This is a genomic window from Parahaliea maris (genome assembly GCF_008064665.1).
In the GTDB taxonomy this organism is placed as follows: domain Bacteria; phylum Pseudomonadota; class Gammaproteobacteria; order Pseudomonadales; family Halieaceae; genus Parahaliea; species Parahaliea maris.
In genome coordinates, this window is record NZ_VRZA01000002.1 from 47,549 (window position 1) to 61,978 (window position 14,430).

At 64.8% G+C, this 14,430-nt stretch carries 10 protein-coding genes; 5 read left to right on the forward strand and 5 right to left on the reverse strand.

The annotated features are described in order from the left end of the window. Positions 1–46: 46 nt before the first annotated feature. The 3 genes from FV139_RS04695 to selD are packed head-to-tail and all read right to left on the reverse strand — an operon-like array spanning position 47 to position 3,123. Complete coding sequence (locus tag FV139_RS04695) at positions 47–946, reverse strand: AEC family transporter (protein ID WP_148067115.1); 900 nt, start codon at positions 944–946, stop codon at positions 47–49. Positions 947–967: 21 nt separating this feature from the next. After that, positions 968–2,074 (reverse strand): tRNA 2-selenouridine(34) synthase MnmH, encoded by a 1,107-nt coding sequence (gene mnmH / locus FV139_RS04700; RefSeq protein WP_148067116.1) that lies wholly within the window; start codon positions 2,072–2,074, stop codon positions 968–970. Next, a complete protein-coding gene (selD, locus tag FV139_RS04705) occupies positions 2,071–3,123 on the reverse strand; it encodes a selenide, water dikinase SelD (protein ID WP_148067117.1) in 1,053 nt (350 codons plus the stop codon). Before selD ends, mnmH begins: the two co-directional genes overlap by 4 nt. A 139-nt stretch (positions 3,124–3,262) precedes the next feature. On the opposite strand from selD, the gene tadA reads away from it, so the two are divergent. Further along, positions 3,263–3,718: a tRNA adenosine(34) deaminase TadA gene (gene tadA / locus FV139_RS04710; RefSeq protein WP_328592272.1), complete on the forward strand. Its 456-nt coding sequence runs from the start codon at positions 3,263–3,265 to the stop codon at positions 3,716–3,718. 86 nt (positions 3,719–3,804) lie between these two features. Continuing rightward, positions 3,805–4,659: a TauD/TfdA dioxygenase family protein gene (locus FV139_RS04715; protein ID WP_148067118.1), complete on the forward strand. Its 855-nt coding sequence runs from the start codon at positions 3,805–3,807 to the stop codon at positions 4,657–4,659. 7 nt (positions 4,660–4,666) lie between these two features. Here the strand turns inward: FV139_RS04715 and mltF are convergent, their stop codons facing one another. Next, a complete protein-coding gene (gene mltF, locus FV139_RS04720; RefSeq protein WP_148067119.1) occupies positions 4,667–6,100 on the reverse strand; it encodes a membrane-bound lytic murein transglycosylase MltF in 1,434 nt (477 codons plus the stop codon). A gap of 140 nt (positions 6,101–6,240) precedes the next feature. Here mltF and purL point away from each other — a divergent pair, with 140 nt between their 5' ends. From purL to secF, 3 genes are all read left to right on the forward strand, one after another. Then, positions 6,241–10,134 (forward strand): phosphoribosylformylglycinamidine synthase, encoded by a 3,894-nt coding sequence (gene purL, locus FV139_RS04725; protein WP_148067120.1) that lies wholly within the window; start codon positions 6,241–6,243, stop codon positions 10,132–10,134. Positions 10,135–10,235: 101 nt separating this feature from the next. Next, positions 10,236–12,119: a protein translocase subunit SecD gene (gene secD / locus FV139_RS04730; protein ID WP_148067121.1), complete on the forward strand. Its 1,884-nt coding sequence runs from the start codon at positions 10,236–10,238 to the stop codon at positions 12,117–12,119. Next, positions 12,116–13,030, forward strand: coding sequence for a protein translocase subunit SecF (gene secF, locus FV139_RS04735; RefSeq protein ID WP_148067122.1), 915 nt, complete (start codon positions 12,116–12,118; stop codon positions 13,028–13,030). The genes secD and secF overlap by 4 nt, the downstream gene beginning before the upstream one ends. A gap of 524 nt (positions 13,031–13,554) precedes the next feature. Here the strand turns inward: secF and FV139_RS04740 are convergent. Then, positions 13,555–14,349, reverse strand: a complete 795-nt coding sequence (locus tag FV139_RS04740; protein ID WP_148067123.1) for an inositol monophosphatase family protein — start codon at positions 14,347–14,349, stop codon at positions 13,555–13,557. Between the last annotated feature and the right edge of the window lie 81 nt (positions 14,350–14,430).

The following is a 14,430-nucleotide window of genomic DNA, read 5'->3' on the forward strand; positions in this document are numbered from 1 at the left end:
TTTATCCAAACCCTTACGCGGGAGGAGAGCTCCCGGATCACCCGGCCTACAATACCAGCATCAGGGCCAGGGGCAGCATGAAAACCGTGGCCAGGTTGCCAATAAGTACGATGGCCGCCACCCGCTCCGGGTCCTGGTGGTAGCGTTCCGCGAACAGGAAATTCATCACCGCCGGTGGCAGTGCGCCAAACACCAGCAGCATCGCAGTGTCGCGCTCGTTGAGTCCCAGTAATCCCGCCAGCACCCAGGCCAGGCCGATGCCCACTACCGGCCGGACGAGCGCACCGACCAGCGGCGCACCCAGGTCGGTAAAGCGCACATGGCGCATGCGGACACCCAGCGCAAACAGCAGCAGGGGTACCGCCACATTGCCCAGTAATTGCAGGGCCGTGACCACCGGCTCCCAGACCGGAATCCGCAGCACTGCGATGGTGATGCCCACCGCCACACTGATCAGGGTCGGGTTGCGCCACAGGCGCAGCAGGCTGGCGTGGCTGTCGAGCATGTGCACGCCCACCGAAAAATGCAGCACGTTGGACACCGTATACAGAATGACCGCCGCGGGGAGGGCGCTCTCACCCCAGGTGAGCACGGCCAGGGGAATGCCGATGTTGGCGGAGTTGTTGAACATCATCGGTGGGACAAAGGTGCGCCAGGGGAGCCGAAGCCAGCGCGCCACCGGAAAAGCGAGTGCGCCACAGAGCAGCAGGAGGATGGCGGCGGCCCCTGCCAGGCCAATGTAGCGCTCCGGTTCGAAGTTGCGACTGGCCATGGCCCCCAGGATCAGGGCCGGAACGAAAATGTCCATGTTGATCCGGTTGGCAACCTTCATCTCCGGGTTGTGGCGCAGGCCGTAGAAGTAGCCCACCAGCACGATGGCGACGATGGGGAACAGGATGCCCAGGATGCGGGCCACGATCCCGCTATCGAATGACAGTTCTAGCATCAGGTGAAATAACCGCTGGAGTTAATGGGGGAGCCCGGGCAGGGCGCGAAGGTAGTCCCGCACGGCGGCGGACGGACCGCGAAACACGATGAGTTCTTGCTTCTGGCTGAGCTGGTAATCGTACATCGGGTCGTAGTAATCGCGCAGCAGGATGCGAATCCACTCGCGATGCAGGCCGCTCTCTCCGGCCGCCTGTTCCTCCAGTGCCTGCAGCAGAATGCGCTCCAGTTCCCGGTGGCGGGCTCCACCCAGCCGGCGTTGCAGCCGGGCCAGTGAGTCCTGCAGATCGGTCGCGTAGGCGGAGAAGCCCTCCTCTGGCCCCAACTCCGCCTGCCACTCATCGAGCTTGTCGAGAATATAGTGGCGATAGCTGTGTTCTACCCTGGCCTCGAGATCCTGTTCCACCAGTACCCGCGGTGCAGAGGCCATCAGCGTGCGCAGGGTATGGGGCAGGGCGCAGCGACCGATCAGCAGGCTCTCATCCTCGAGCAGTATGGGCCGGCCCGGGAGACTGTAATCCAGGCGCAGCAGGTCGATGGCGAGGCGGTTCTCGAAGTCGATCTGGGAGGGCTGCCCACCGGGGCGCCTGCCGAAGCTGCTGCCCCGGTGGTGGGCCAGGCCTTCCAGGTCGATGCTGCCTGGAAGGCCATTTAGCAGGTCGGTCTTGCCGCAACCGGTGCGTCCCGCAATCACAACCAGTGGCGCGGCCGCCAACACCCGCTCGGTGGTATCGATGAGGAAGCGGCGCATGGCCTTGTAGCCGCCGAGCACGCGGGGGTATTCGATTCCGGAATCCTGCAGCCACTGCTGTACGGTCTGGCTGCGCAGCCCGCCGCGCCAGCAGAACAGGTAGCCATCGGGATGGGCCCGGGCGAAGTCCAGCCACTGCTGCAGTCGCGCCTCCCGGGTGGCACCGCTGACCAGCTGGTGTCCGAGCTCGATGGCGGCCTGCTGGCCTTCGCGTTTGTAACAGGTGCCGACCCGGGCGCGTTCGGCGTCGGTCATCAGCGGCAGGCTGGCGGTGTGGGGGAACGAGCCCTTTTCGTATTCCGCCGGAGCGCGGGTATCGAACATCGGCGTGTCCCGCAGGAACAGGTTGGCGTAATCGTCCGTGTCCGCTCGACTCACGGGCGAACCTCGATGCGATGGGGGTGCTGCTGTTCCACCAACTCGCCGATACAGCCACTGTGCACACCGTGTTGCTGTAGTAGCGCTTCCAGCGCTGGCGCCTGCTCCGGGCGCACCGCAATCAGCAGGCCGCCGCTGGTCTGGGGGTCGCACAGCAGCGCCCGCTGGTTGTCGCTCAAGGGCGCCAGCCGGTGGCCGTAGGCCTCGAAGTTACGGCCGGTCCCACCCGGCAGGCAGCCGGCCTCGATATAAGCCCGTACCGGCTCCAGTACGGGAATGGCCGACTCCTGCAGTACTGCGTTGACCCCGCTGCCCTCGCAGACTTCCAGCAGGTGCCCCATCAGGCCGAACCCGGTGACATCGGTCACCGCCTCGACACCCTCGATATCCGAGACCGCCGCGCCAACCGCATTCAGGGTGCACATGACATCGCGGGCGAGCGACGTGTGTTCCGGCTGCAGTTTTTTCTGCTTCTGGGCCGTAGTCAGGATGCCGATGCCCAGGGGCTTGGTGAGATAGAGCCGGCAACCGGCCGTCGCGCTGTCGTTGCGCTGCAGGCGGCTTTTGTTCACCAGTCCGGTCACAGCCAGACCAAACACGGGTTCCGGGGAATCGATGCTGTGGCCACCGGCCAGGCTGATGCCCGCGTCGGCGCAAACCTGCCGGCCGCCGTCCACTACCAGGCGGGCGATGTCCGGGCCGAGCACATTCACCGGCCAGCCCAGGATCGCAACGGCCATCAGTGGCCGGCCGCCCATGGCGTAAATGTCGCTGATGGCATTGGTGGCGGCGATGCGGCCAAAGTCGAAGGGGTCGTCGACGATGGGCATGAAGAAGTCAGTGGTGCTGAGAATCACCTGGCCATCACCCAGGTCGTAGGCGGCGGCGTCGTCGCGACTGCCGTTGCCCACCAGCAGCCTGTTGTCGTCGGGGAGGCTGAGGTTTGACGCGAGAATGCTGTCGAGGACCTTGGGGGAGATCTTGCAGCCGCATCCCGCCCCGTGGCTGTACTCGGTCAGGCGAATGGCTGAGGTGGGTTCTGGGTTCATGGATCTCCTCCCGGGCTTGAAGCCCGTGATGATACGTGAATGGCCGGGGCGGGCCCAGTGATGGGCGCTCGCGCGAGGTACCTCGGGCAGGGCCGATTCAGTACACTGTGCACTGTGACTTGCAAAAGGAAGATGATCCGTGGATCTGGCGGAAGACGAACAGTGGATGCGCCGCGCCCTGGCCCTGGCTGACCGCGCCGAACTGGAGGGCGAAGTGCCCATCGGTGCGGTGGTGGTACGTGACGGCCAGTTGCTTGGCGAGGGCTGGAACTCGGTCATCAGCTACGCCGACCCCTCCGCCCACGCAGAAATGGTCGCCCTGCGCGACGCCGCCAAGGTGGTGGGTAACTACCGCCTGCCCGGCGCTACGCTGTACGTCACCCTCGAACCCTGCACCATGTGCGCAGGCGCCCTGATCCACGCCCGTATCGAGCGCCTGGTGTTCGCCGCCCGGGAACCGCGTGCGGGTGTGGTCTGCAGTACCTGCTGCCTGCTGGATGAACCGCGTTACAACCACCGGGTGAACTGGCAGGAGGGGGTGCTGGCGGAGGACAGCAGTCAAAGGTTGCGGGCGTTCTTCCGCGCCAGGCGATAAGTTCCGTTGCCATCTGCACCCGGGTCGATTCACCTGGCCGTCGCACGCTGATACAGTCCGGGTGTCAAACTGACAGGAAAACCGGGATGCCAATAATAATCACTCCAACCGGCCAGGCCTGTGGCGCTGTCGTCACTGGCCTGGACCTCAGCCAACCCCTTTCACCGCAGACCGTGGCGGAACTGCGCCAGGCCTGGCTCAAGCACCTGGTGTTGAGCTTTCCCGAGCAGCGGCTTGCGGACGACGATCTCGAGCGTTTTACCCTGTATTTCGGGCCCTTCGGCCAGGATCCCTTCATCAAGCCCATCGCCGGGCGCGAACACGTGATCGCCATTCGCCGGGATGCCGGTGAAACGTCCAGTTTGTTCGCCGAGAGCTGGCATTCCGATTGGAGCTTCCAGCGCACGCCTCCGGCGGGCACCTGCCTGTACGGGATCACCATCCCGCCCCACGGCGGTGACACCCTGTTTGCCAATCAGCAACTGGCCTGGCGCGAGATGCCAAGGGAACTGCGGCAGCGGATAGAGGGCCTCACCGCCATTCACTCGGCGATGGGTGGCTATGCACCGGATGGCCTATACGGTGAGCAGGACAAGGCGGCGGGGCGTAGTATGGCCATCGAACCTTCAGATGCAGCGCGGGATACCTGCCTCCACCCGCTGGTCAGGCCGCATCCGGAAACCGGCGAGATGGGCCTGTTCAGTTGTCTTGGCTACATTGTCGGTATTGACGGTATGGCGCAGGACGAGGCCATTGCCCTGCTCGGTGAGCTACATGGCTGGCAGACCCGGGAGGAATTCATCTATCGGCATGCCTGGCAGCCGGGGACCCTGGTGATGTGGGACAACCGCTCGGTGTTGCACTGCGCTACCGGGGGCTACGAGGGCTATGACCGGCTCCTGCACCGGACTACTATCGGCGCTGCGGCGGTAGCTGCCTGAAAGGTGGTCAGAGTGCCCGCAGGGCCGTCCGGCTCAATACCGGAGGCAGGTACTGCTGCACATCCTGCGGCGGTGCCAGCTGGTCCACGGGGCTCGCCTGCCACTGCAGGATACTGTAGTAGTGGCGGATATTCTGGACATAACTGACCGCCTCCAGACCGCGGGCGTAACCGTAGCGCGTGGTGCGGTAGTACTGCCGCTTCTGTAGCAGGGGCAGGCGCTCCATCACATCGCTCCACAAGTCCGGGTCGGCCCCCTGGCGGTCGGTCAGCACCCGGGCGTCCTCGAGGTGGGCCATGCCGATGTTGTAGGCCGCCAGCGCCAGCCAGGTGCGGTCCGGCTCGGTGATGTCTTCGGGCAGGCGGCGGCGGATGTCCTTCAGGTAACGGGCTCCGCCACGCAGGCTCTGGCGAGGGTCGGTGCGATCCTTCACGCCCATTTCGCGGGCGGTGGGCCGGGTCAGCATCATCAGGCCGCGCACGCCGGTGGGGGAGGTGGCCTTGGGGTCCCAGTGGGATTCCTGGTAGGCGATGGCGGCCAGCAGATGCCAGTCCAACTGGTACTCCTCCGCTACCTGGCGAATCATTTCCTCGTAGCGGGGCAGGGTGCTCTCCATGTTGCGGGCAAAGGTGTGCGAACCAATCCGTGACAGCACCGCCGCGTGGCCGAAATGCTGCTCCCTCATGCGGGCCAGTTCGCCGCTGTCGCGCAGCTCGGCAAAGAAGGCGTTGACGGCAGACCGCAACTGTTCCCCCTGTTGCCCCGGGGGCAGGTACCAGACCATTTCCTGCTCGTTGCCCAGCTCGAAAGCGGTAGCCAGCCGCGGATACAGGCTCTGTTGCACGCGGAATTCGTTGGAGTCGACGATGGCGAATTGGGCCTCGCCACTGGCCACCTTCTCCAGTAACTCCATGGAGTCCGCCTCCTCGATTTCCTGCCAGCTCAGTTCGGGAAAGCCGGTGAGCTTCAGCGCTCTGAGCGACTCGGCGTGGCTGCTGTCGCGCAGCACCAGGATCTCGCTGGCGCCGATGTCGGCCAGGCTGGCGGGGCGCCGGTTGCCGGTCTTGTAGATGACAGTCGGGGTGAGGGATGCATAGGGCGCCGAGTGACCGAATTCGTCGCCGCGCAGGGCGGTGAGGCTGAGGCCGGCGGCGGCGATATCCACCTCGCCCCGTCGCAGGCGGGTGAACAGGGCGTCCAGGCTGAAGGCCGGGTGCATTTTCAGTTCCACGCCCAGGTATTCCGAGAAGCGTTCCGCCAGGTCGTACTCAAAACCCGCGGCGCCGTTCTTGTCGAGGTAATAGGTGGTGGGACTGTTGCGGCTGACCACCCACAGCTCGCCCCGTTCCTCGATGGCAGAGAGGCGGTCGCCATTGCTGCAACCCGCTGCCAGCAGCAGCGGGAGGAGGATACAGCAGAGTCTGGCGGATACAGCGCGCATCGGGGCATTCTAGCTGTGGGGCGGGTATCCCGGACAGTGACTATTACCGTGGTCACGGGGGGGAATATCGGTTAACGGGGCGGTGCCAATACAGTACAATGGCGCCCTTTCCGAACCCCTCCATTGGAGCCGTCCCCAGCATGTTGATCCTGCGTGGTGCCCCGGCCCTGTCCGCTTTCCGGCGTGACAAGCTGGCGGCCAGACTTTCTGCCATCCACCCCGAGCTGCAACTCCTGCACAGCGAGTACCTGCATTTTGCCCACCTGGCGAGCCCCCTCGATGACGGGCGGGAGGCCATTCTCGGCAAACTGCTGGAGTACGGGCCGGTGGCGGACAAGGCTGAAGCCCCCCCGGCCGACGCGCAGTTGATTCTGGCGGTGCCGCGCCCCGGTACCATCTCGCCCTGGTCCAGCAAGGCCACTGACATCGCCCACAACTGCGGCCTGTCGGAAGTGCGCCGCCTGGAACGGGGTGTCGCTTACTACCTGGGTGTGCCGGCCGATCTGTCGGCGGAAGACCGCGAGGCGGTTGCCGCCCTGCTGCACGACCGCATGACCGAGGCTGTGCTGGATGACCCCGAAGCCGCCCAGGCCCTGTTCCGGGAAGCGGAGCCGGCGCCGTTTGGCTCGGTGGACGTGCTGGCCGGTGGTCGCGAAGCGCTGGTTGCTGCCGACCGGGACCTGGGCCTGGCGCTGGCCGACGACGAGATCGATTACCTGGTGGACAGTTTTTCCGGACTCGGCCGCAACCCCTCGGACGTCGAGCTGATGATGTTTGCCCAGGCCAACTCGGAGCACTGCCGGCACAAGATCTTCAACGCCAGCTGGAGCATTGATGGTGAGGAGCAGGAGCACTCCCTGTTCGCCATGATCCGCAACACCTACCGCTGCGGGGGCGAAAACGTCCTGTCGGCGTACTCCGACAACGCGGCCGTTGTCGTTGGCCACAAGGCGGGGCGTTTCTACCCCGATCCCGACAGCTGCCACTACCGCTTCAGCCAGGAAAACATCCACCTGCTGATGAAGGTGGAGACCCACAACCACCCCACAGCCATTGCGCCCTTCCCGGGGGCCGGTACCGGCTCCGGTGGCGAGATTCGCGATGAGGGCGCCGTCGGGCGCGGCTCCAAGCCCAAGGTGGGCCTGACCGGATTTTCCGTCTCCAACCTGAATATCCCCAACTACGGCCAGCCCTGGGAACAGCCCTACGGCAAGCCGGGCCGGATCGTGTCCGCGCTGGACATCATGATCGAGGGTCCGATTGGCGGCGCCGCCTTCAACAACGAGTTCGGTCGTCCCAATCTCTGCGGCTACTTCCGCAGCTATGAGTGCCGGGTGAACGGTCCGGATGGAGAGGAAGTCCGCGGTTACCACAAGCCCATCATGATCGCCGGCGGCTACGGCAATATCCGCGAGGACCACGTTGAAAAAGGCCAGTTCAAGGCCGGCGCCAAGCTGATTGTGCTGGGCGGCCCCGCCATGCTGATCGGCCTGGGCGGTGGTGCCGCGTCCTCCATGGCCAGCGGCGCCAGCGCCGAGGACCTGGACTTCGCCTCGGTGCAGCGCCAGAACCCGGAAATGGAACGCCGCTGCCAGGAGGTGATCGACCGCTGCTGGCAGTTGGGTGAGAACAACCCCATTGCGTTTATCCACGACGTCGGTGCCGGCGGCCTGTCCAATGCCCTGCCGGAACTGGCCAAGGACGGCGGCTGCGGCGGCCGCTTCGAACTGCGTGCCGTACCCAACGACGAGCCGGGCATGTCTCCGGTGGAGATCTGGTGTAACGAATCCCAGGAGCGTTACGTGATGGCCGTCGAACCGGCCAACCTGGCGCGCTTCGAGGCCATCTGCGAGCGCGAGCGCTGTCCCTTTGCGGTGGTGGGGGAAGCCACCGAAGAACAGTTGCTGGAGCTGGGCGACAGCCACTTCGGTAACAAGCCGGTGGACCTGCCCATGTCCATCCTGTTCGGCAAGCCACCGCGCATGCACCGGGAGGTTACCCGGCAGAGTGTGGAGCAGTCGTCCCTGTCGATCAGTGCCAGTGTCAGCGAGGCGACAGAACGGGTGCTGCAGTTGCCGGCGGTGGCCTCCAAGCACTTCCTGATCACCATCGGCGACCGCACCGTGACCGGTATGGTGTCCCGGGACCAGATGGTGGGCCCCTGGCAGGTACCGGTGGCCGACTGCGCGGTAACCACCGTGGCCTACGACAGCGTGGCCGGTGAGGCCATGTCCATGGGAGAGCGCACCCCGCTGGCTCTGGTGAGTGGCCCGGCCTCCGGGCGCATGGCCATCGCCGAGGCCATCACCAACATCTGCGCCGCGCCGATCGCCGCCCTCAACGACATCAAGCTGTCCGCCAACTGGATGTGCGCCGCCGGGCACGGTCGCGAGGACGAGGTGCTCTACGACACGGTGCGCGCGGTAGGCATGGAGCTGTGCCCGGAACTCGGCATTACGATTCCGGTGGGCAAGGACTCCATGTCCATGCGCACCACCTGGAATGACAGCGGCGAAGACAAGTCGGTGACCGCGCCGATGTCCCTGATTATCTCCGCCTTTGCCCCGGTCACCGATGTGCGCAAGGTGGTGACCCCGGCCCTGCAGGTGCGCGACGACGCCACCCTGACACTGATCGACCTCGGCCGCGGCGCCAACCGCCTCGGCGGTTCCGCCCTGGCCCAGGTCTACGGCCAGCTGGGCGATACGGTGGCCGACCTGGACAGCGCCGCCGATCTCAAGGCCCTGTTCACCCTGGTGCAGGAGCAACTTGCCGCCGACACCCTGCTGGCCTACCACGACCGCTCCGACGGCGGCTTGCTCGCAACCCTGCTGGAAATGGCCTTTGCCGGCCACTGCGGCCTGGATGTCGACCTCGACAGCCTGCCCGGAGACGACCTGGCCAAGCTGTTTGCCGAGGAAGCCGGTGCCGTACTGCAGGTGGCCGATGCTGATCTGCCCGGTCTGCTCGACCGCGCTGCCGAACTGGGTCTGGGCGATTGCCTGTGGACACTGGGCCGGGCCGCGGAAGGCGAGGGCGTCATTCTGCGCGCCGGCGACGAGGTGTTGCTCGATGACAGCCGCGCCCGACTGCAGGCCCTGTGGAGCCGGACCAGTTACGAGATCCAGTCCCTACGGGACAACCCCGACTGTGCGCGGGAAGAATTCGAGCGCATCACCGCGGAAGATCCGGGGCTGTCCGCCCACCTCAGTTATGACCCGGCGGATGATGTTGCCGCGCCCTTTATCAACACCGGTGCCCGGCCGGAAGTGGCGATCCTGCGGGAGCAGGGCGTAAACGGCCACGTGGAAATGGCTGCGGCTTTCCACCGGGCTGGCTTTGCACCGGTCGACGTGCACATGAGCGACATCCTGTCCGGCCGCCGCGATCTCGCCGGCTTTAAGGGCCTGGTGGCCTGTGGCGGCTTCTCCTACGGCGACGTGCTCGGCGCCGGCGAGGGCTGGGCCAAGAGCGTCCTGTTCAACCCCGCGGTGCGGGAGGAATTCAGCCGCTTCTTCCAGCGTGACGACAGCTTTACCCTGGGTGTCTGTAACGGTTGCCAGATGGTTTCCACCCTGAAGGAGCTGATCCCGGGCGCGGGCCACTGGCCGCGCTTTGTGCGCAACCGTTCCGAGCAGTTCGAGGCGCGCTACGCCCTGGTTCGGGTCGAGGAGTCACCTTCGGTGCTCCTGTCCGGCATGGCGGGCTCACACCTGCCCATTGCGGTTGCCCACGGCGAGGGCCGCGTCGAGTTTGCCGACGCCGCTGCCCAGCAGGCCTGCGACGCCAGCGGCACGGTGGCCATGCGTTACCTGGAGAATGACCTTTCCATTGCCGAGCGTTACCCGGCCAACCCCAACGGCTCACCGCTGGGTATCACCGGCCTCACCAGCGAGGACGGTCGCGCCACTATCATGATGCCGCACCCGGAGCGGGTATTCCGCAGTGTTCAGTGCTCCTGGGCACCCGCTGAATGGGGTGAAGATGCCGGCTGGTTGCGCCTGTTCCGCAATGCGCGGGCCTGGTTGGGTTGAAAGCTGGCCTTGTCGCCCCTACCTCCATCCCTATAATGGCCCGTTTATCGTCGCGGGGGCTCCTTGAGCCCCCGCGTCCTGTTAACTGACAGAGCATAACTATGTTAAACAAGTACCCGCTGTGGAAGTACCTGATCGTGGTCTTCGTACTCGCGATCGGGCTGTTCTACGCAGCGCCCAACCTCTACGCGCCGGACCCGGCGCTCCAGATTACCGGTGAGAGCAGCGCCCAGGTCATCGACGACGCGATTCTCAAGCGCGCCACCGATGCCCTGGAGGAAGCCGGCATCGCTCACTTTGGCGAAACCATCGACCCGGACGGCCGCAACGCCCTGGTGCGCCTGCGCGACAGCGAGCAGCAGCTCACCGCCCAGGCCCGGGTCCATCGCGCCCTCGGCGACGGCTTCATTGTCGCCCTGAACCTGGCCGAGACCACCCCGGACTGGCTGTCCGGCCTGGGTGGCCAGCCCATGAAGCTGGGCCTGGACCTGTCCGGCGGGGTGCACTTCAAGCTGGAAGTGGATATCGATGCCGCCACCGAGCGCCGCCAGGAGTACTACCTCAACGCCGTCAAGCGCGCCCTGCGGGAAGACCGGGTGCGCGGCTTTGTCAGCCTGGATGAGCAGGGCAACGTGGTCAGCCAGTTCCGCACCGAGCAACTGCGCGAGCAGGCCCGGGCCATCATCGCCGAAAATCACCCCGAGCTTTACCTTGACCGGGTCGAGGAAGCTGACACCTTCCGCATCGTCGCCAGCATGACCGAGCAGACCCTGCGGGAAATTGCCGAGTACGCGGTAAGCCAGAACCTCACCACCATTCGCAACCGGGTCAACGAACTGGGTGTGTCCGAGCCGCTGGTCCAGCGCCAGGGCAAAAACCGCATCGTGGTGGAGCTGCCGGGTATTCAGGACACCGCCGAGGCCAAGCGGATTCTCGGCAAGGTGGCCAACCTGGAGTTTCGCCTGGTGGCCAACATGGACGCCCCGGCCGCCGACAAGCAACAGTTTGACTACCGCAGCGCCGACCGTGCCGGCATGAGCGAGTGGCTGGAGCGCGACGTGATCATCACCGGTGAGCACGTGTCCAACGCCGCTGCCAGCTTCGACCAGAACGGCCGCCCCAATGTGCAGATCAGCCTCGACAGCGAGGGCGGCAGCCTGATGTCCCGGGCCACCCGCCACAACGTCAAGCGCCGCATGGGCGTGCTGTTTATCGAGCGCAAGTACCGCACCCGCTACGAAATGAACGAGGCGGGCGAGGAAGTCGCCATTCAGATTCCCTACGACGAGAAAAAACTGCTGACCGCCCCGGTCATCCAGTCGGCGCTGGGCGCCCAGTTCCAGATCACCGGCCTGGACAGCCCGCTGGAGTCCTCCGAGCTGGCATTGATGCTGCGCGCCGGCGCCCTGGCGGCGCCCATCAGCTTCGTCGAGGAGCGCACCATCGGCCCGTCCCTCGGGGCGGAGAATATCCGCCTGGGGGTCAAGTCCGTGCAGTACGGCCTCGCCCTGGTGGTGCTGTTCATGGTGGTCTACTACCGGGTGTTTGGTGTGTTCGCGGTGGTTGCCCTGAGCTTCAACCTGGTGATGCTGGTGGCCATGATGTCCATTCTGGGAGCCACCCTGACCCTGCCGGGTATCGCCGGTATCGTGTTGACGGTGGGTATGGCGGTGGACGCCAACGTGCTGATCTTCTCGCGAATACGGGAGGAGCTGAACGGCGGGCGATCGCCGCAGATGGCCATCCACGCCGGTTATGACGCGGCCCTCTCCACCATTCTCGACGCCAACATCACCACCCTGATTGTGGCCGTGATCCTGTACGCGGTGGGCACCGGGCCGGTGAAAGGCTTCGCCGTGACCCTGAGCGTGGGTATCCTCACCTCCATGTTCACCGCCATCATCGTCACCCGTGCCATGGTCAACCTGACCTATGGCGGCCGCAAGTTGAAATCCCTGCCGATCGGGGGAGTGAATAAAGCATGAAGATCATCAATTTCATGGGCCAGCGCAAGCTGGCCGTCGTGTTCTCCACCGTCCTGCTGATTGCGGCCATCGCCTCGCTGGCTACCCGCCAGCTCAACTGGGGCCTGGACTTTACCGGCGGTACCCTGGTGGAGGTCTACTACAGCGACAGCGCCAACTTGAACACCATCCGCGACACCCTGGGCCAGGGTGGTTACGAAGGCGCTGCGGTGATGAGTTTCGGCACCGAGCAGGACGTGCTGATCCGCCTGCCCCAGGGCCATTCCGACAAGGAGGGCTCGGCGCTGGTGAGCCTGTTACAGGACAATTACGACGGTAATGTGGAGTTGCGCCGTATCGAGTTTGTCGGGCCCCAGGTGGGTGATGAACTGCGCGAGCAGGGCGGCCTGGCCATGCTGCTGGCACTGGGCCTTGTGATGCTCTACATCGCCTTCCGTTTCCAGTTCAAGTTTGCGGTGGGTGCGGTAGTGGCCCTGATCCACGACGTGATCATCACCCTGGGCTTCTTCTCGATCACCGGGATGGAGTTCGACCTGACGGTGCTGGCGGCACTGCTGGCGGTGATCGGTTACTCCCTGAACGACACCATCGTGGTGTCGGACCGGATTCGGGAGAATTTCCGCAAGCTGCGCCGTTCTGACCCGATCGAGGTGATCAATATCTCCCTGACGGAGACGCTGGGGCGTACGTTGGTAACCTCGTTGACGACCTTGCTGGTGCTGCTGGCGCTGGCCCTGTTCGGCGGTGAGATGATCAACGCCTTTGCGATCGCGCTGATTGTGGGTGTGGGTATTGGTACTTACTCTTCTATCTATGTGGCGGCGAATACACTGATCATGATGGGGGTGAGCAAGGAAGACCTGATTATTCCGGTGAAGGAAGGGGCGGATCAGGAGGATCTGACGCCCTGAGGCTCTTACACCTGAGACCAAGAAAGCGCCTTCGTGGCGCTTTTTTTGTGTTTGGCTTATCCCGGACTGCGGCACCTCGAATCCGCGAGCACGGTACCCGGAGCCTTTCCGGGACACGCTGTGAATACGTCCCTGTACGCTTCTATTCGGCATCCATGCCTCATAGAGTCCCGGAAAGGCTCCGGGTACCGTGCTCGCTCCCTCACAGATTCCCCTTACTCATTACTTCTGATCAGGCTGACCGGAATCTCGCTCGGAACGAGGGTGTGAACTGGGGGTGTGCTTCCCCGGACCTTCAGCGGCCATGGATGGCCGCTGAGGAGCGCGACATGGACGTCATGCTTTTAGCGTGTCCGGGGAAGCACACCCCCAGGTCGCACCCGGCCTACGGAGTCCTTACTCTGACGGTGTTTGGGCTCCGGCTACCGTGCACGGGGTCAAGGTGCCACAGATCAGACGCCCGGTTCCGTCCACGCACAAAAAAAGCGCCAGAAGGCGCTTTTCGTTAGCGATTGAGCGTCAGGTCAACCCAGCAGCGGCTTGGTCACCTGCAGCACCGCCTTGAAGCACTTCGGATTACCGCAGACCACATCGCCATTCTCCAGGTGCTTGTCCGCACCGTTGAAGTCAGAGATCAGGCCGCCCGCCTCACGCACCAGTAGCGCGCCGGCGGCGATATCCCAGATCGCCAGGCCCTTCTCCCAGAACGCATCCAGGCGGCCGGCCGCCACATAGGCCAGGTCCAGAGAGGCCGCGCCCGCACGGCGGATGCCCGCGCACTGGCCCGCCAGTACCTCGATCGACTTGCTGTAGGGGCCCAGAACATCGTCGCAGTGATTGCGGAAGGGAATACCCGTGCCCAGCAGAGCGCCTTCCAGCGAGGGGCGTGAGCTGACCCGGATGCGACGGCCGTTGAGGGCGGCGCCGCGGCCGCGGGAGGCGGTGAATTCTTCCCGGCGCACCGGGTCCACGATCACCGCGTGCTCCACCTTGCCCTTGTACAGGCAGGCGATGGACACCGCGTAGTGGGGGATGCCGCGGAGGAAATTGGTGGTGCCGTCCAGCGGGTCGATGACCCAGCGGTAGTCGGCGTCTTCGTCGCCCTGCAGGCCACCTTCCTCGCCGAGGATGGCGTGGTCGGGGTAGGCCTTCTTGAGCTGGTAGGCAATCTCGTTCTCGGCGGCGCGGTCCACCTCGGAAACGAAGTCATTACGGCCCTTGGTCGTAACTTCGATGCGATCGAGATCGTCAGAGGCGCGCACGATCTGTTCGCCGGCCTTGCGGGCGGCACGCAGCGCGATGTTGACCATCGGTTCCATAATCTGTCTTTCCGGGTGAGTTTTGTGGGCGGCGGATTATAGCAGCGAACCGGTCCCTGATTACAGGGTAAATCTGCTACA

Bases quoted from the DNA above. Each gene is read 5' to 3' on its own strand.
- FV139_RS04695 (WP_148067115.1), bottom strand. From the start codon at position 946: ATGCTAGAACTGTCATTCGATAGCGGGATCGTGGCCCGCATCCTGGGC.
- selD (WP_148067117.1), bottom strand. From the start codon at position 3,123: ATGAACCCAGAACCCACCTCAGCCATTCGCCTGACCGAGTACAGCCAC.
- FV139_RS04715 (WP_148067118.1), top strand. From the start codon at position 3,805: ATGCCAATAATAATCACTCCAACCGGCCAGGCCTGTGGCGCTGTCGTC.
- mltF (WP_148067119.1), bottom strand. From the start codon at position 6,100: ATGCGCGCTGTATCCGCCAGACTCTGCTGTATCCTCCTCCCGCTGCTG.
- purL (WP_148067120.1), top strand. From the start codon at position 6,241: ATGTTGATCCTGCGTGGTGCCCCGGCCCTGTCCGCTTTCCGGCGTGAC.
- secD (WP_148067121.1), top strand. From the start codon at position 10,236: ATGTTAAACAAGTACCCGCTGTGGAAGTACCTGATCGTGGTCTTCGTA.
- secF (WP_148067122.1), top strand. From the start codon at position 12,116: ATGAAGATCATCAATTTCATGGGCCAGCGCAAGCTGGCCGTCGTGTTC.
- FV139_RS04740 (WP_148067123.1), bottom strand. From the start codon at position 14,349: ATGGAACCGATGGTCAACATCGCGCTGCGTGCCGCCCGCAAGGCCGGC.